Origin of the sequence: Aureimonas sp. N4 (genome assembly GCF_001463925.1) — a bacterium.
GTDB lineage: Bacteria > Pseudomonadota > Alphaproteobacteria > Rhizobiales > Rhizobiaceae > Aureimonas > Aureimonas ureilytica_A.
This window is the reverse complement of the sequence record NZ_BBWS01000006.1, coordinates 222978-240079: the sequence shown is the minus strand read 5'-3', so window position 1 is coordinate 240079 and position 17102 is coordinate 222978. Positions and strand designations below refer to the sequence as shown.

Annotated in this window: 14 protein-coding genes; 13 read left to right on the top strand and 1 reads right to left on the bottom strand. The window is 66.7% G+C overall.

Annotated features, from left to right (window positions below):
• A partial coding sequence (locus AUL28_RS02525; RefSeq protein WP_062230534.1) for a calcium-binding protein occupies positions 1–1297 on the bottom strand: 1297 nt, incomplete at its 3' end.
• Positions 1298–1569: 272 nt separating this feature from the next.
• Here AUL28_RS02525 and AUL28_RS02520 point away from each other — a divergent pair.
• The 13 genes from AUL28_RS02520 to cysG all read left to right on the top strand — a co-directional run bounded on the left by AUL28_RS02520 (position 1570) and on the right by cysG (position 17081).
• Complete coding sequence (locus tag AUL28_RS02520) at positions 1570–2829, top strand: Hsp70 family protein (protein WP_062230533.1); 1260 nt, start codon at positions 1570–1572, stop codon at positions 2827–2829.
• 398 nt (positions 2830–3227) lie between these two features.
• On the top strand, positions 3228–3482 hold the full coding sequence (locus tag AUL28_RS02515; protein ID WP_062230532.1) for a DUF2798 domain-containing protein: 255 nt from the start codon (positions 3228–3230) through the stop codon (positions 3480–3482).
• A 103-nt stretch (positions 3483–3585) separates the two neighbouring features.
• The gene (locus tag AUL28_RS02510; protein ID WP_058598588.1) at positions 3586–4014 is read left to right on the top strand and encodes a GlcG/HbpS family heme-binding protein; all 429 of its coding nucleotides are present in this window, start codon (positions 3586–3588) and stop codon (positions 4012–4014) included.
• Between the two features lie 95 nt (positions 4015–4109).
• Positions 4110–4712, top strand: a complete 603-nt coding sequence (locus tag AUL28_RS02505; RefSeq protein WP_058633280.1) for an ANTAR domain-containing response regulator — start codon at positions 4110–4112, stop codon at positions 4710–4712.
• Complete coding sequence (locus AUL28_RS02500; RefSeq protein WP_062230531.1) at positions 4709–5896, top strand: CmpA/NrtA family ABC transporter substrate-binding protein; 1188 nt, start codon at positions 4709–4711, stop codon at positions 5894–5896. The genes AUL28_RS02505 and AUL28_RS02500 overlap by 4 nt, the downstream gene beginning before the upstream one ends.
• A gap of 473 nt (positions 5897–6369) precedes the next feature.
• On the top strand, positions 6370–7680 hold the full coding sequence (locus AUL28_RS02495; protein WP_082640196.1) for a CmpA/NrtA family ABC transporter substrate-binding protein: 1311 nt from the start codon (positions 6370–6372) through the stop codon (positions 7678–7680).
• 78 nt (positions 7681–7758) lie between these two features.
• Entirely contained in the window at positions 7759–8664 is a 906-nt protein-coding gene (gene ntrB, locus AUL28_RS02490) for a nitrate ABC transporter permease (RefSeq protein ID WP_062230530.1), read from the top strand.
• Between the two features lie 32 nt (positions 8665–8696).
• Positions 8697–9497: an ABC transporter ATP-binding protein gene (locus AUL28_RS02485; RefSeq protein WP_062230529.1), complete on the top strand. Its 801-nt coding sequence runs from the start codon at positions 8697–8699 to the stop codon at positions 9495–9497.
• Positions 9498–9637: 140 nt separating this feature from the next.
• Positions 9638–12094 (top strand): nitrite reductase large subunit NirB, encoded by a 2457-nt coding sequence (nirB, locus tag AUL28_RS02480; protein ID WP_062230528.1) that lies wholly within the window; start codon positions 9638–9640, stop codon positions 12092–12094.
• Positions 12091–12444, top strand: a complete 354-nt coding sequence (gene nirD / locus AUL28_RS02475; protein WP_062230527.1) for a nitrite reductase small subunit NirD — start codon at positions 12091–12093, stop codon at positions 12442–12444. Before nirB ends, nirD begins: the two co-directional genes overlap by 4 nt.
• 9 nt (positions 12445–12453) lie before the next feature.
• Complete coding sequence (gene cynS / locus AUL28_RS02470) at positions 12454–12897, top strand: cyanase (RefSeq protein WP_058598580.1); 444 nt, start codon at positions 12454–12456, stop codon at positions 12895–12897.
• A 1-nt stretch (position 12898) separates the two neighbouring features.
• Positions 12899–15574 (top strand): nitrate reductase, encoded by a 2676-nt coding sequence (locus tag AUL28_RS02465; protein ID WP_062230526.1) that lies wholly within the window; start codon positions 12899–12901, stop codon positions 15572–15574.
• A gap of 40 nt (positions 15575–15614) precedes the next feature.
• Positions 15615–17081, top strand: coding sequence for a siroheme synthase CysG (gene cysG / locus AUL28_RS02460; protein WP_244493390.1), 1467 nt, complete (start codon positions 15615–15617; stop codon positions 17079–17081).
• Positions 17082–17102: the final 21 nt, after the last annotated feature.

Here is a 17102-nt window from a genome sequence, read left to right as displayed (position 1 = left end):
GGTAGCCCAGGCCGAACTGATCGACACCGGAACCGCCCGTCAGGCTGTCAGCGCCCGCTCCGCCTTGAAGCGTGTCCGCTCCCGCGCCGCCCTCCAGCGTGTCGTCGCCATCGCCACCGGATAGATTATCCGAGCCAGCGCCGCTATAGAGCTTGTCGCTGCCCGCCCCGCCATACAGGTACGCCGAACTCGTAGAGCTGGAACCCGTCACGATCCCACGCGCATCAAGAACGTCGTCGTCTGCATCGCCATAAGCATAGCCGCCGTTGCTCAGCCGCAGCGTGTCCTTGCCATCTCCGCCATAGAGATAATCGTAGCTGTAGGACCCTGATCCACCGTCCAGCGTGTCGTCGCCTTCGCCGCCGCGCAAGGTGTCGCTGCCCTCGCCACCCGACAGACTGTCATTCCCCGCAAGACCCAGCACCTCGTCGTTGCCGGCCCCGCCGTCGATCACGTCCGCCCCAGACGTGCCGATCAGAACATCGTTGCCGCTCGTGGCAGGCTTCATCGCCCCGAACGCAACGCGGATATCCATCTGGCTCGGGCCACCGTCCGTGGTGACGAGCGTGCCGCCGGTAACGCCTTCCAGCGTCACCGCGCTTTCGAACACGCCGTCCCGGTTGGCGTCGATCTCGATCCGGCTGTCACCGCCCAGCGTCACCAGACGGATGTCGGGTGCCTTCGCAAGCCCGGTCATCGGGTCATAGCTGTAGTAGGAGAAGGACAGCTTCTCGCCGCTCTCGTAGTCGGTGATGCGGTCGCCATTCACTTCGTTGGTGCCGTTCGAGAGATAGCCCAGATCGAACTGATCGACACCGGAGCCGCCCGTCAGGCTGTCGGCGCCAGCTCCCCCTTGAAGCGTGTCCGCTCCCGCGCCGCCCTCTAGCGTGTCGTTGCCATCGCCACCGGACAGATTATCCGAGCCAGCGCCGCTATAGAGCTTGTCGCTGCCGGCCCCGCCATCCAGGTACACCGAAGCCACGTAGCTGGAACCGGCCACGATGCCGCGTGCGTCCAGAACATCATCACCGGCGCCGCCTTCGGCATAGCCGGCATTGTTCAGGCGCAACGTGTCCTTGCCGTCTCCTCCATAGAGATAATCGTAGCCGTAAGGCCCCGAACCGCCGTCCAGCGTGTCATCACCCTCGCCGCCGCGCAGCGTGTCATTGCCCTCGCCGCCCAACAGGCTGTCGTTGCCCGCCAGACCCAGCACCTCGTCGTTGCCGGCATCGCCATCGATCACGTCCGCCCCGGTCGTGCCGATCAGAACATCATTGCCGCTCGTCGCACCCGCCATGTCACCCTCGATTTCATCATACGATCTGATGATTCTCAGAGAGCCCCCTCTCTGTTGGGTGAGAGCCTTACGTCACAACCTGAAAGCGATGTAAGAATTCATTCACCGAATTTCATTCAGAGGATTCACGTCTTCGTGATACTGACGCGAGGCTGTCGTAGAATCCGACCGCGCTTCCCTTGTGCGGTGCAATGCGCTATCTCGGCCGCCCGTTTGCCATGAGCCCCGATGCCGCCCGCCGGCGTCGGGGCCTTCGTTTTGCGAGCCGCCCCATGTCCCGACACTTCCCCGGCCTCGACTTCGGCACGACCAATTCCACGCTCTCGCTCTGCGCGCCGGGCGGGGCGCCGCGGCTTCTGCCGGTGGAGGGCAAGCACCTGACGATCCCTTCCGCGCTGTTCTTCAGCCTGGAGGACGGGCACACCTATTTCGGGCGTCAGGCCGTGTTCGAATATGTGGACGGGGCGGAAGGGCGCTTCATGCGCGCGCTCAAAAGCATTCTCGGCTCGACGCTGATGAAGGAGACGACGCAGGTCGGGCGCGAGCGCATGACCTTCGAGGACCTGATCGGGCGCTTCCTGAAGCATCTGCGCCAGACGCTGGAGCGCGAGACCGGCGAGGAGGCCGACCGCATCGTGCTCGGCCGCCCCGTACGCTTCGTGGACGAAAGCGACGAGGCCGACCGCGCCGCCGAAGGCCAGCTGGAATCGGCGGCCCGCGCACAGGGCTTTCGGCATGTGGAGTTCCAGTTCGAACCGGTCGCCGCCGCGCTTTATTTCGAGAGCACGATCAACGCTGAACAACTGGCGCTGGTGGTGGATATCGGCGGCGGCACGTCGGATTTCTCTCTCCTGCGCCTGTCGCCGGAGCGCGCCCGCTCGACGGACCGGGCGGACGACATTCTGGGCACGACGGGCGTGCATGTCGGCGGCACGGATTTCGACCGGCTGCTCAACATCGCCAAGATGCAGCCGCTGCTCGGCCTGGGCAGCGCGACGGCCGACGGCAAGCGCCTGATGCCGGTCTGGTATTTCAACGACATGGCGACCTGGCACCGGATCAACACGCTCTATACGCCGAAGATTGTCTCCGACATCCGCGCCCTGCGCAAGGAAGCGGCCGAGCCGGAGAAGCTCGGGCGCATGGAGCATATGCTGACGCACCGCTCGGGCCATCGCCTGGCCGGCGCGGTGGAGCGTGCCAAGATCGCGCTATCGGACGAGGCCGAAACGCCGATCGCCCTGAAGGAGCCGGGCCTCGCCTTGGAAACACGCGTGACGCGGGCCGAATTCGAGGCGGCGACGGCTGAACTCGTCGCGCGGATCGAGGGCGCGATCGGCGAGGCCCTGGCGCTCGGCGGCATTGGGGCCGAGGCGGTGGACACGGTGATCCTGACCGGCGGTGGCGCGCAGGTGCCGGCCGTGCAGATGGCTGCGACGCGTCGCTTCCCCCAAGCGCGCATTGCCCATTCCGACGCCTTCGGCTCGGTCGGCCTCGGGCTCGGTCTGGACGCGGCGCGCCGTTTCGCGTGAGGCGCAAGCCGGGCATTTCGAGCGGTCAGGTCACGAGGAATGCCGTTTTGCGAACCGAAGCCCGGCCGGCGGAACGCAGCCGGTGCGAAGAGACACCGGCAAGGTCTGGGCAAGCGGGCATAGGATCAGGCGCATCACGACGCGGCGCTGAACGCTCGCGAGGTGATCAGGCTCGTCCCGTCGCGGTGGCGTCGTGACCGTGCAAGGCCCCATGCGCTGCGACCCGCAAGGCGCTGTCGAACGCCCCTTGCCAGACGCAAGCCTCGTTCGCCGCGCCGCGCTTGACCGCCGCGTCATGTCATGAAATGCTTTCTTCGTGCATCCGCTCCGTAAGCGTTAACGTCAACCAACGCTCACGCTGGCCTTCGCCGTTTAGGCGGGCCGCAAGGAGTGTTGTCATGCCTGCTTTTCGCAAGCTTCCCACGCGCTATGCCGCGATCATCGTTCCGTTTCTTCTCTCGCTCATGATGTGCGGCGTGGTGTCGGCCATTTCCACGGCGCGCGCGCTCGGCCTGTCAGCCGATCTGCCCGCCCAATGGATGAAGGGCTGGGGCCTCTCCTGGCTCGTGGCCTTCCCGACGCTTCTCGTCGTCATGCCGCTGGTGCGCCGTCTCGCCGGCTGCCTCGTGGAAAGCCCTGCCGCGCGCTCGTGACTTGTACGCGGGAGCGTCATGCGCTCCCGCCTGCCCGCCGCGAGGATTTGCGAGCCGAGCCAGCCCGCGTTAGGACAGGCCTCCACCAAGGAGAGGCCGTTTCATGACGACGCTGACGCTCGACACCGCCCGCACCATCATCGCCGCCGCGCTCGCCAAGGGCGCGGAGCTGAAGCTGAAGCCGCTGACCGTCGCGGTGCTGGATGCCGGCGGCGCGCTGGTCGCGCTGGAGCGGCAGGACGGCGCCTCGCGGATGCGGCCCGACATCGCCATCGGCAAGGCCAACGGTGCGGTTCAGATGGGCATGGGCTCGCGCGCCCTGTGGAAGCGCGCCGAGGAGCAACCCTATTTCATCCAGTCGATGAACGCGCTGGCCGGCGGATCGCTCGTGCCCGTGCCGGGCGGCGTGTTGATCCGCCAGGATGGCGCGATCCTCGGCGCGGTCGGCATCACCGGCGATACGTCGGACAATGACGAGACCGCCGCCGTCGCCGGCATCGAAGCCGCCGGCTTGACCGCCGACAAGGGCTGACACCGTTACGAACCGGGCGGTGTGGCGATGATTTTCGCCGCGCCGCAGCATATCGACTCTTGCCTCATTTGCCGGCTTGCGCAAAACATGGGCATATGGAGCCTAGCGCGCTTGCCGTTCTGATCGTCGACGAAAACCGGGCACGGGCCGCCATCATCGAGGATGGGCTGCGCGAGGCCGGGCACGCGCGCGTGCATGTGGTCACAGCAATGAACGGTCTCGTGCGCGAGATCGAGCAGTTTCGGCCAGACGTGATCGTGGCCGATCTCGAAAATCCCAATCGCGACCGGCTGGAACAGTTCTTCCAGGTGTCGCGCAGCGTCCAGCGCCCCATCGCCATGTTCGTGGATCGCTCCGATGCGGCCTCCATGGAAGCCGCGATCGCGGCGGGTGTCTCGGCCTATGTCGTGGACGGGCTGAAGAAGGAGCGCGTGAAGGCGATTCTGGACATGGCCGTCCTGCGCTTCCACGCCTATTCGCGGCTGGAGCGCGAACTCTACGAGGCGCGCTCGGAACTGGCCGATCGCAAGATCGTGGAAAAGGCCAAGGGCATTCTGATGCAGCGCCGGGGCCTGAGCGAGGAGGAAAGCTACCGCCTCCTGCGTCAGACCGCGATGAACGAAAAGAAGAAGCTGGTGGAGATCGCGCGCAGCATCGTGACGGCGGCCGATCTTCTCGGCGGCGAGGTGAAGCGATGAGTTCGGCCCCCTCCTCCCTGCCTGCGGTGCGTCTCGGCTTCATTCCGCTGGTGGACGCGGCGGTGCCGATCGCTGCGGCGGCGCTCGGGCTCGACCGCGCGGAAGGGTTGCGGCTCGATCTCGTGCGAGATGTCTCCTGGTCCAATATCCGGGACCGGCTGGCCTTTCGCCAGTTCGACGCGGCGCATCTTCTGGGGCCCATGGCGATCGCCTCGCAACTCGGCCTCGGCTCCAATCCCTATCCCGTCATCGCTCCCTTCTCGCTCGGGCTCGGCGGCAATGCGGTGACGCTGTCGCTGCGCCTGTTCGAGGAGATGCGCGAGGCGGCGGGCGAGGCGGATCGCGACGAGCCGGCCGCCCATGGCCGCGCGCTGGCCCGCGTGGTCAAACGGCGGGCGGCGGCGGGCCTGCCGCCGCTGACCTTCGGCGTGACCTATCCCTTCTCCTCTCACAATTACGAATTCCGCTTCTGGATGGCGGAAGCCGGGATCGACCCGGACCGCGACGTGGCCATGACCATCGTCCCGCCACCGCTGACGGTAGACGCGCTGCGCTCGGGCGCGATCGACGGGTTCTGCGTCAACGCGCCCTGGAATGTCAGCGCGGTGGAAGCGGACGTCGGGCGCATCGTCGCCGTCAAGGCCGACATCTCCCTCGCTTCGCCGGAAAAGGTGCTGGGCATCAGGCCGGACTGGTGGGCCGCGAACGCGGACTTGGGCGCGGCGCTTCTGCGCGCGCTGCGGCGCGCGGCGCTCTGGTGCGACCAGCCGGAGAACCGGGCAGAGCTGGCGTCGATCCTCGCGCGGCCGGAGCATCTGGGCGGCAACCCCGCCTCGCTGGCCGCGATCCTTGCCGGCGATCTCGCGGTGAGCCCGGAGGGGACGCGCCGCAACCTGCCGAACTATCTGACCTTCCATGGCGGCGAGGCCAACCGGCCGCGCCCGCCCGAGGCGCTCTGGGTCTATAGTCAGATGGTGCGCTGGGGGCAGGTGCCACTGGGCGACGAGTTCGCGCGGCGCGCCGCCAGCGCCTTCCGACCCGATCTTTACGACGGCGTGTTCGGGGATTCACGTGAAACCAGTTCGGCCGGCGACCTGACGCCCGGCACAATCGCGGCCTATGTCGACGGCTTCACGGTCCGACGCCGGCCGGACGAAAACTCTTCGCAGGACTCGCCAGAATAACGCCCGGCTGGAAGGCACCCCGAACGAGGAGGTCTCGATGGTTCAGATCCGCCGAGACACCCAGGCTTGGCGTTGACCGGCGAGCCGACCGTTCGATCGCCGCTCCTTCGGCGGACTCCGCTCCTTTTCGAACTGCCTTTCATTTCCTCATGCTGCATATGCGAAGTGCATCGACGGGAAGCAGTTTAAAACCCCTGTAAACTGGACTTTGCGAAGCGATTGCCTGTTTATTGGGCGTGCCGTCGTGCTGAACATTTGGACTTTCCAAACTCCGGTCCTTCCGCTTCAATAAGCCTCAGACCCGCCAAGGACGACGGGCCGAAAGACGCTTCCCCTAGCGAAGCATCCGCGAAGACATCGACGTCGCGCGTTCTGCCGCCTCCCCATTCCCGATTGTCGGGGAGGCTTCAGACGGCGGCGTTTTTTCGTTTTTCCCCTTTGCATCCGATACGAGCTTTAACCGGAGGAATGGCATGTCCGACATCTCGAAGACTGGCATCAACCGTCGGCGCTTCCTTCAGGGCTCGGCGGCCAGCGCGGGAACGGCGGCGCTGTTTTCGGCCATCGGCGCGAGTTTTCCGGGCGGCGCCTTTGCGCAGACGGCAGGCCCCGAAACCACGAAGGCCATTCTCGGCTTCATCGCGCTGACCGACGCCTCGCCGCTGATCGTCGCCAAGGAAAAGGGCCTCTTCGCCAAGCACGGCATGGCGGATGTGGAGGTGGTCAAGCAGTCGTCCTGGGGCACGACGCGCGACAATCTCGTGCTCGGCTCGGCCGGATCGGGCATCGACGGCGCGCATATCCTGACGCCCATGCCCTATCTGATGAGCGCGGGAAAGATCACGCAGGGCGGCCCCGTGCCGATGCAGATCCTCGCCCGGCTCAATCTCGACGGGCAGGGCATTTCGATCGCCAACGCCTTCGCCGACCTCAAGGTCGGTCTGGACGCCGGCGTGCTGCGCGAGAGCTTCGCCAAGGCCAAGGCCGCCGGCAAGACCTCGAAGGTCGCCGTCACCTTTCCCGGCGGCACGCACGATCTCTGGATGCGCTACTGGCTGGCCGCTGCCGGCATCGACCCGAACACCGACGTCGAGACCATCGTCGTGCCGCCGCCGCAGATGGTGGCGAACCTCAAGGTCAATACGATGGACGCGTTCTGCGTGGGCGAGCCCTGGAACGAGCAGATGGTCGGCCAGAAGATTGGCTTCTCGGCGCTGACCACGGGCGAGCTCTGGAACAACCATCCCGAAAAGTCGCTCGCCATGCGCGCCGACTGGGTGGCCGCTCATCCCAACGCGGCCAAGGCGCTGACCATGGCCGTCCTGGAAGCCCAGCAATGGTGCGACAAGGCCGAGAACAAGAAGGAACTGGCCGAGATCGTCGGCAAGCGCGCCTGGTTCAACGTGCCGGCCAAGGACATCGTGAAGCGCCTGTCGGGCGAATACGACTACGGCAACGACCGCCCGGTGGTCGAGAACTCGCCCCACATCATGAAGTTTTGGCGGGACAACGCCTCCTACCCGTTCAAGAGCCACGACCTCTGGTTCCTGACCGAGGACCAGCGCTGGGGTTACCTGCCGGCCGACGCCGACACGAAAGCCTTGGTGGAAGCCGTCAACCGCGAGGACATCTGGCGCGCGGCGGCCAAGGATCTGGGTGTCGCGGCCAGCGACATTCCCGCCGGCACTTCGCGCGGCGTCGAGACCTTCTTCGACGGCAAGAGCTTCGATCCGGCCCATCCGTCCGCCTATCTCGAAAGCCTTTCGATCAAGCGCGTCGCCTGATCCCTTCCGGGCGGCCCGCTCGAAGAGGTCGCCCCTTCGTCTTTTTAGCTTTGATCCGCCCGATGGCGCGAGGGTTCCATGTCCCAGACCGTTTCCAAGCTGCCTGCCGCGAAAGCGCCCGCCCCGGCCACCGCCGGCACGAAGGCCAAGATCGTGGCCCTGCCGCGCCCCCGCGCCTCGTTTGCGGCCGTGGCGGGTCGCCGGGTCCGCGAGATGGCCGCCAACACGCTGCCTTTTCTGGTCACGCTCGCCGTGCTTCTGGGGATATGGGAAGTCATCTGCTCCCAGCCGGGCGCGGCCCTTCCCGCGCCGACCCAGATCCTGTCGGACAGTTGGGACCTGATCGTCCATCCGTTCTACGTGAATTCCGGCAATGATGTCGGCCTCGGCTGGCAGATCTGGGCAAGCCTCCAGCGCGTGGCGGTGGGCTATGCCATCGCGGTCGTCGTCGGCATCTCGCTCGGGACGCTGGTCGGCCAGTCGACGCTCGCCATGCGCGGTCTCGACCCGATCTTCCAGGTGCTGCGCACCGTGCCGCCGCTCGCCTGGCTGCCGCTGTCGCTCGCCGCCTTCAAGGACGGCCAGCCCGCCGCGATCTTCGTGATCTTCATCACCGCCGTCTGGCCGATCATCATCAACACGGCGGTCGGCATCCGCAACATTCCGTCCGACTACCGCAATGTCGCCGCCGTGCTGCGCCTCAACGGCCTCGAATTCTTCGCCAAGATCATGCTGCCGGCGGCCGCCCCCTACATCTTCACCGGGCTTCGCATCGGCGTCGGCCTGTCCTGGCTCGCCATCGTCGCGGCCGAAATGCTGATCGGCGGTGTGGGCATCGGCTTCTTCATCTGGGACGCTTGGAACTCCTCGCTGATCTCCGACATCATCGTCGCGCTCGCCTATGTCGGTGTGGTCGGCTTCGTGCTCGACCGGATCGTGGCCCTGATCGGCCGCCTCGTCACCCGCGGCACCTCCGCCGCCTGACGCCCTCCCCTCAAGACCCGGAGCGAACCGCCATGACCCCCAAGCCGTTTCTGTCCATCGAAGGCGTCGATATGACCTTCAAGCGCGGCAGCGCCACGACCCATGTCCTGAAAGGCATCGACCTCACGGTCGCCAAGGGCGAATACATCTCGATCATCGGCCATTCCGGCTGCGGCAAGTCCACGCTTCTCAACATCGTGGCCGGTCTCACCGTCGCCACATCAGGCGTCGTCCTCTTGGAAGATAAGGTGGTGGACCAGCCGGGGCCGGACCGGGGCGTCGTGTTCCAGAACCATTCGCTCCTGCCCTGGCTCACGGTCTATGAGAACGTGGCGCTCGCCGTGGACAAGGTGTTCTCGCGGACCAAGTCGGCGGCCGAGCGACGCGAATGGGTCATGCGCAATCTAGAGCTGGTCCATATGGGCCATGCCAAGGACAAGCGCCCGAGCGAGATTTCGGGCGGCATGAAGCAGCGCGTCGGCATCGCCCGCGCGCTCGCCATGGAGCCGAAGATCCTGCTTCTGGACGAGCCCTTCGGCGCGCTGGACGCGCTGACGCGGGCTCATCTTCAGGATCAGGTCATGCAGATCCAGAACGATCTCGGCACCACGGTCATGATGATCACCCACGACGTGGACGAGGCCGTGCTCCTGTCGGACCGTATCGTCATGCTGACCAACGGCCCTTCGGCGCGGATCGGCGAAATCCTCGACGTGCCGCTCGCCCGCCCGCGCGACCGCATCAAGCTCGCCACCGACGCGACCTATCTCAAGTGCCGGCAGGCGGTGCTGAAATTCCTCTACGAGCGCAACCGCTTCGTCGAAGCGGCCTGACGCTTGGCGGAAGCGGCCTGACGCTTCACCAAGCTGCGTGACGCTTAGGCGAAGCTGCGTGACGCTTTGCTGACCGCCCGGCGCGCCACCGACGCCGCGCCCGGCCTCCAATCTCACCTTTCCTTCTCGGGATGAGAATCATGACCCAGAAACTCGTCGTCGTCGGCAATGGCATGGCGCCCGGCCGCATGTTGGAACATCTCTTCGAGGCCGCCCCTGGCGCCTATGAGGTGACGATCTTCAACGCCGAACCCCGCGTGAACTACGACCGCATCATGCTCTCGCCGGTTCTCTCGGGCGAAAAGCAGTTCGACGACATCGTGATCCATGGCGACGGCTGGTACATCCAGCACGGCGTCACGCTCTACAAAGGGCACCGGATCGTCGCCATCGACCGCGCGGCCAAGACGGTGACGTCGGACCATGGCGTCACGCAATCCTACGACCATCTCGTCATCGCGACGGGCTCGACTCCCTTCATCCCTCCGGTTCCCGGCAAGGACCTGCCCGGGGTTCTCGCCTATCGCGATCTGGACGATGTGGAGGCGATGATCCTCGCCGCGCAGAGCCGCGCCAAAGCCGTGGTCATCGGCGGCGGTCTGCTGGGCTTGGAAGCGGCGGCCGGGCTTCGCGCGCAGGGGCTGGAGGTCACGGTTCTCCACCTGATGCCGACGCTGATGGAGCGACAGCTCGACCCCGCCGCCGGCTATCTCCTCCAGCGCGCGCTGGAGAAGCGCGGCATCGAGGTGATCTGCAACGCCAACACCGAGAGCATTCTCGGCACCGAGAAGGTGGAAGGCGTCCAGCTCAAGGACGGGCGCGTCATCCCCGCGACGCTGGTCGTCATGGCGGTGGGCATCCGCCCCTCGGCTGGCCTGGCGAAGGAAGCGGGTCTGGCCGTCGGGCGCGGCATCCATGTGGACGACCAGCTGCTGACCTCCGACGAGAACATCTCGGCGCTCGGCGAATGCGTGGAACTCGACGGACGCGTCTACGGCCTCGTCGCTCCGCTCTATCAGATGGCCGAGATCGCCGCGCGCCGCCTCGCCGGCCAGCCGGGCGAAGGTTTCCGCCATTCCGACACGCCGACCAAGCTCAAGGTCACGGGCATCAATCTCTATTCCGTCGGCGATTTCGCCGATGCGCCGGACCGCGAGGAGATCGTCCTGCGCGACGCCACGGCCGGCGTCTACAAGCGCCTCGTCCTTCAGGACAACAAGATTCTCGGCGCGGTTCTCTATGGCGAGACGGGGGATGGCGGCTGGTTCGCCGACCTGATGAAGAAGGGCTCGGATATCGCCGAGATGCGCGACACGCTCATCTTCGGCCAGAGCTATCAGGGAGGGTCCCCGCTGGACCCTATGGCGGCCGTTGCAGCCTTGGGCGATGACGCAGAAATCTGCGGCTGCAACGGCGTCTGCAAGGGCAAGATTACCGGAACCATCACGGCCAAGGGCCTGACCACGCTGGACGAAGTGCGCGCCCACACCAAGGCGTCCGCCTCCTGCGGCTCCTGCACGGGGCTGGTCGAGCAGCTGATGAGCGTGACGCTCGGGACCAAGTTCAACGCCCAGGCCGTGAAGCCCATGTGCGGCTGCACCGATCTCGGCCATGGCGATGTCCGCCGCCTGATCCAGGCCAAGGGGCTGAAGTCCATTCCGGCCGTGATGCAGGAGCTGGAGTGGAAGACCTCCTGCGGCTGCGCCAAGTGCCGCCCGGCGCTGAACTACTATCTCCTCGCCGACTGGCCGGGCGAGTATCAGGACGACAAGCAGAGCCGCTTCATCAACGAGCGCGTCCACGCCAATATCCAGAAGGACGGCACCTATTCCGTGGTCCCGCGCATGTGGGGCGGCATGACCTCCTCGGCCGAGCTTCGCGCCATCGCCGATGTCGTAGACAAGTTCGCAATTCCCGCCGTGAAGTGCACCGGCGGCCAGCGCATCGACATGCTGGGCGTCAAGAAGGAAGACCTGCCCGCCGTCTGGGCCGATCTCAACGCCGCCGGCATGGTGTCCGGCGCGGCCTATGCCAAGGGCCTGCGCACGGTGAAGACCTGCGTCGGCACCGACTGGTGCCGCTTCGGCACGCAGGATTCGACCGGCCTCGGCATCCGGCTGGAAAAGTTCATGTGGGGTTCCTGGACCCCGGCCAAGCTCAAGATGGCCGTCTCCGGCTGCCCGCGAAACTGCGCCGAGGCGACCTGCAAGGATATCGGCGTCATCTGCGTGGATTCGGGCTACGACATCCACTTCGCCGGCGCCGCCGGGCTCGACATTCATGGGACGCAGGTCCTCTGCCATGTCGACACCGAGGACGAGGCGGTCGTCGTCATCGCCGCGCTGACCCAGCTCTATCGTGAGCAGGGCCATTATCTCGAGCGCATCTACAAGTGGCTGAAGCGGGTCGGCATGGAGTCGATCAAGGCCGCGGTCGTGGACGACGCCGCGAAGCGCCAGCACTATTTCGAGCGCTTCGTCTATTCGCAGCAGTTCGCGCAGATCGACCCTTGGGCTCAGCGCGCGTCGAAAGGCGTCGCCGCCCACGAATTCAAACCCATGGCCGACATCACCCCCTTCCAGGAGGCCGCAGAATGACCACCGTTTCCGACTGGGTGGCGATCGGCCGCCTCGACGACATTCCCCGGCGCGGCGCGCGCTGCGTCAACTCTCCGCTCGGGCGCATCGCCGTGTTCCGCACGATGGACGATCGCGTCTTCGCCACGGAAGATCGCTGCCCGCACAAGGGCGGTCCGCTCAGCCAGGGCATCGTCCATGGCGGCTCCGTGACCTGCCCGCTCCACAATCAGGTCATCGCTCTCGACACCGGCCTGGTGCAGGGGCCGGACGAGGGGCAGGTGCGCACGTTCCCCCTGCGCGTGAATGACGGCGGGGCGCTGGAAATCATGATCGAGCGGGTCAGCACCTACGCGATGGCGGCGGAATAGGAGAGACCCATGTTGTCGAAGTCCGACGTCACCGACATGATCTACGAGAAGAAGCGCGGCGCGGGTCTCACCTGGGCTTCGATCGCCGAGGGGATCGGCATGAGCGAGGTCTTCGTGACCTCGGCGTGCCTGGGCATGAACGCCCTGCCGCGCGACAAGGCCGATCTTCTGACGCGCCAGCTCGGCCTCCCGCAGGAAGCAGCCGTGGTGCTGGCGGAATTCCCGACCAAGCAATGGGACCGGCAGGTGCCGACCGACCCCTGCATCTATCGCCTTTACGAGATCGTCGGCGTCTATGGCGACACGCTGAAAGAGCTGATCCAGGAGAAATGCGGCAACGGGATCATGAGCGCGATCGACTTCTCCATGGAGGTCGAGAAGGTGCCCAATCCCAAGGGCGACCGGATCGAGATCCGCATGAGCGGCAAATATCTCGGCTACAACGCGTGGTAAGATGACCCAGAGCTTCGACACGCCCCAGGCAACGCGGACCACCTGCCCCTATTGCGGCGTCGGCTGCGGCGTGCTCGCAAGCCCTCAGCCCGACGGCACGGTCGCCATCTCCGGCGACCCGGAGCATCCCGCCAATTTCGGCCGGCTTTGCTCCAAGGGTTCGGCGCTGGCCGAAACGCTAATCCATGACCGCCGGCTTCTCCACCCGGAAATCGCGGGAGAGCGCGTGTCCTGGGACGCGGCGCTCAGCCATGTGGCGGAGCGCTTTGCCGAGACGATCGCCCGCAAGGGGCCGGACGCGGTCGCCTTCTACGTCTCCGGCCAGATCCTGACCGAGGACTATTACGTCGCCAACAAGCTGATGAAGGGCTTCATCGGCTCGGCCAATATCGACACCAATTCCCGCCTCTGCATGTCCTCGTCGGTCGCCGGTCATGTCCGGGCCTTCGGCTCGGACACGGTGCCGAACACCTATGAAGACCTGGAGGCGGCCGATCTTCTGGTTCTGGTCGGCTCCAATCTCGCCTGGTGCCACCCGGTCCTGTTCCAGCGCGTTCTGGCGGCCAAGGCCGCGCGCCCGTCGATGAAGCTCGTGACGATCGATCTGCGTCGCACCGTGACGGCGGCGGAAAGTGATCTTCATCTGCCGATCCGCTCGGACGGCGACACGGCCTTGTTTCTGGGTCTCCTCGCCCATCTCAGCGAGACCGGCCGGATCGATCGGTCTTTTGTCGAAGCGCATACGCAAGGGTTCGAGGCCGCGCTCGAAGCCGCCCTGCCCTATGGCGATCTCACGCGCCTTGCCGCCGAGACCGGGCTTGATGAGCCGGCTCTCCGGCGCTTCTTGGCGCTCTTCACAGAGACCGAGCGCACCGTCACCGTCTATAGCCAGGGCGTCAACCAGTCGGCCGGCGGCACGGACAAGGTCAACGCGATCCTGAACTGTCATCTCGCGACGGGCCGCGTCGGGCGCGAGGGCTGCGGCCCCTTCTCCGTCACCGGCCAGCCCAATGCCATGGGCGGGCGCGAGGTCGGCGGGCTCGCCAACCAACTCGCCGCTCACATGGCCATCGGCAATCCAGCGCATGAAGACATCGTCAGACGCTTCTGGAACGCGCCCGCTTTGCCGGCAAAGCCGGGGCTGAAGGCGGTCGATCTGTTCCGCGCCGTTCACGAGGGCCGGGTCGAAGCGATCTGGATCATGGGCACCAATCCGGTGGACTCACTGCCCGAGGCCGATCTCGTGCGGAAGGCCTTGGCGCGCTGCCCCTTCGTGGTCGTGTCGGACGTGGTCCGTGACACCGACACGGTGCCCTACGCCCATGTTCTCCTGCCCTCCGCCGCTTGGGGCGAGAAGTCGGGGACGGTGACGAATTCCGAGCGTCGCATCTCGCGCCAGCGCGCCTTCCTCCCCGCGCCCGGCGAAGCCAAGCCCGACTGGTGGCAGATGGCGGAGGTCGGGCGGCGCATGGGGCATGAAGCCGCCTTCTCCTTCGACGGCCCGGCCGCGATCTTCCGCGAGCACGCCGCGCTCTCCGCCTTCGAGAACGAGGGTCGCCGGGACTTCGATCTGTGCGGCCTCTCGACATTGGATGAGCCGGCTTATGAGGCTCTGACGCCCGTACAATGGCCCGTCGCGGCCGATGGCACATCCAAGCCGCGTTTCTTCGCGGATGGCCGCTTCTTCACCGCCGACGGCAAGGCGCGTTTCCTACCCGTGAAGCCCGCCGTCGCGCCCTTGACCTCGCCCGAGCGCCCCTTCGTGCTCAACACCGGGCGCATTCGCGACCAGTGGCACACGATGACCCGCACCGGCCGCTCGGCCCGCCTGTCGGCCCATCTCGCCGAGCCCTTCTGCGAGTTGCACCCGGACGACGCCGCGCGTCTCAGGGTGTCCGAAGCCGATCTGGTCACGCTCGAGACCGACCATGGCAGCGTGATCCTGCGCGCGCTTCTGACCGATCGCGTCCGGCCCGGCACGCTGTTCGCGCCCATCCACTGGACGGAGCAGTTCTCGGGAGCCGCGCGCATCAACGCCCTCGTGCCCGCGCGGACCGACCCCGTGTCCGGCCAGCCGGCTTCGAAGGCCGCGCCCTCCGCGCTCCGCCGCTTCGAAGCGGCGTGGCATGGTTTTGCCGTCTCGCTCAATGAACCTGAGCCCGCCGGCAGCGCCTATTGGGCGCGCGCCCGCGCCTCGGGCGGCTGGCGCATGGAACTCGCCGGCACGGCGAAGGTGGAGAACACCGAGGCTTTTGCGCGGCAGGTTCTCGGCCTGCCTGAGACGGCCGAGCTTCTGCATTATGCCGACCGCGCGGGCCATCATCGCTTCGCCGCCTTCGAGGGCGGGCGCTTTCTCGGCGCGCTCTGGCTCTCGCCCGAGCCCGTCGCCGTATCGCGCGCCTATGCCGTCTCGTGCCTCTCGGGCGCGCCGATGGAATCGGCCACGCGCTTTCGGCTTCTCGCCGGGCGGCCGGGTGCCGACAGGCCCGACCCGGGCGCGCTCGTCTGCTCTTGTTTTGGCGTCGGCGCCAACGACATCAGGCGGGCGATCCGCGAAAAGAACTGCACCAGCGTCTCGGCCATAGGCCGGGACTTGAAGGCCGGGACGAATTGTGGCTCCTGCCGTACGGAACTTCAGGGATTGATCGATGCCGAGCGCGTTCTCGAACTCCGCTGACGACACCGCCGCTGCCAGCCCCCGCACGCGCCCGCAGCGCATGGGCGAGCTTGCCACGCTGCCGGTCTTCTTCGACCTGAAGGGCAAGCGCGTCGCCATGGCGGGCGGCTCGGACGGCGCGGCCTGGAAGGCGGAACTTCTCGCCGCCTCCGGCGCGCGGGTCGATCTTTATTGCGAGGCCGAACATCTCACGGACGAGATGCGCACCGTTCTCGCCCTTACTTTCGCTGACGGCGCGATCCGGCACCACGACCGGCCCTGGGCGCTCGACTGTTTCGACGGCGCGGCGCTGGCGGTGGCCGATTGCGAAAGCGAATCCGAGGCCCAGAGCTTCTATTGCGCGGCGAAGGCTGTGGGCGTTCCCGTCAACGTCATCGACAAGCCGGCTTTCTGCCAGTTCCGCTTCGGCACGATCGTCAACCGCTCGCCCGTCGTGGTCGGCATCTCCACCGACGGCGCGGCCCCGATCCTCGGTCAGGCCATTCGCCGGCGCATCGAGACGCTGCTGCCCGCAACGCTTACTGGTTGGGCCAGGCTCGCCGCCAAGGTGCGCGCCGAGGTGATGGACCGGCTCCAGCCCGGCCCGGCCCGCCGCGCCTTCTGGGAGCGGTTCTCCGACGAGGCTTTCACCCGCAAGGCGCCTGACGATGTGGCCGAGGCCGATGCGCGCCGCTTCGTGCGCGATCTCGTCAGCCGCCCGCAGGCCGGTGGGCGCGTGACGCTGGTCGGTGCCGGCCCCGGCGAGGCCGAGCTTTTGACGCTCAAAGCCGTGCGCGCGCTCCAGGCCGCCGACGTCATTCTGTTCGACGATCTCGTGTCGGACGACATTCTGGAACTTGCCCGCCGCGAGGCCAAGCGCATGCTGGTCGGCAAGCGCGCCAGCCGCGATAGCTGCCGGCAGGAAGACATCAACCGGATGATGGTGCAGTTCGCACGCGCTGGAAAGCATGTCGTGCGCCTGAAGTCGGGCGACGTGTCGGTCTTCGGCCGCTCGGGCGAAGAAATCGCCGAACTCAAGCGCGAGGGCATTCCGGTCGCCATCGTGCCCGGCATCACGGCCGCCTCCGCGCTCGCCGCCGGCTTCGGCGTGTCGCTGACGCACCGGGACCGTGCGCAGCAGGTGCGCTTCGTCACCGGCCATTCGCAGAAGGGCGGCTTGCCGGATGATCTCGACTGGCAGGCGCTGGCCGACGACCATGCAACGACGATCTTCTACATGGGCGGGCGCATGGCCCCGCGCATCGCGGCCGAACTGATCGCCCATGGCCTGCCCGCCGAGACGCCGGTGGCCGTCGCCGCCTCCATCTCGCGGCCTGAGGAAGCGCGCCTCGTCGGCACGCTGGCAACGCTCGCCGAGATCGTCGGGCGCATCGGCATCGAGCGGCCCATCCTGATCGGCGTCGGCCGCGTCTTCAGCGATTGCGAACCGGAAAGCTTGGCCGGCTTCGAGCCGGAGCGCGACCGGGGGGCTGGCGAAATCTCGCGCCTTCAGGCAAAGGCGTCCTGAACCGGGCGAGCCCTATTCCGC

What these genes read in the sequence shown, in the direction of transcription:
- AUL28_RS02515 (WP_062230532.1), top strand. Translation starts at nt 3,228, where the DNA reads ATGCCTGCTTTTCGCAAGCTTCCCACGCGCTATGCCGCGATCATCGTT.
- AUL28_RS02520 (WP_062230533.1), top strand. Translation starts at nt 1,570, where the DNA reads ATGTCCCGACACTTCCCCGGCCTCGACTTCGGCACGACCAATTCCACG.
- ntrB (WP_062230530.1), top strand. Translation starts at nt 7,759, where the DNA reads ATGTCCCAGACCGTTTCCAAGCTGCCTGCCGCGAAAGCGCCCGCCCCG.
- cysG (WP_244493390.1), top strand. Translation starts at nt 15,615, where the DNA reads ATGGGCGAGCTTGCCACGCTGCCGGTCTTCTTCGACCTGAAGGGCAAG.
- AUL28_RS02510 (WP_058598588.1), top strand. Translation starts at nt 3,586, where the DNA reads ATGACGACGCTGACGCTCGACACCGCCCGCACCATCATCGCCGCCGCG.
- nirD (WP_062230527.1), top strand. Translation starts at nt 12,091, where the DNA reads ATGACCACCGTTTCCGACTGGGTGGCGATCGGCCGCCTCGACGACATT.
- AUL28_RS02495 (WP_082640196.1), top strand. Translation starts at nt 6,370, where the DNA reads ATGTCCGACATCTCGAAGACTGGCATCAACCGTCGGCGCTTCCTTCAG.
- nirB (WP_062230528.1), top strand. Translation starts at nt 9,638, where the DNA reads ATGACCCAGAAACTCGTCGTCGTCGGCAATGGCATGGCGCCCGGCCGC.
- cynS (WP_058598580.1), top strand. Translation starts at nt 12,454, where the DNA reads ATGTTGTCGAAGTCCGACGTCACCGACATGATCTACGAGAAGAAGCGC.
- AUL28_RS02500 (WP_062230531.1), top strand. Translation starts at nt 4,709, where the DNA reads ATGAGTTCGGCCCCCTCCTCCCTGCCTGCGGTGCGTCTCGGCTTCATT.
- AUL28_RS02505 (WP_058633280.1), top strand. Translation starts at nt 4,110, where the DNA reads ATGGAGCCTAGCGCGCTTGCCGTTCTGATCGTCGACGAAAACCGGGCA.
- AUL28_RS02485 (WP_062230529.1), top strand. Translation starts at nt 8,697, where the DNA reads ATGACCCCCAAGCCGTTTCTGTCCATCGAAGGCGTCGATATGACCTTC.
- AUL28_RS02465 (WP_062230526.1), top strand. Translation starts at nt 12,899, where the DNA reads ATGACCCAGAGCTTCGACACGCCCCAGGCAACGCGGACCACCTGCCCC.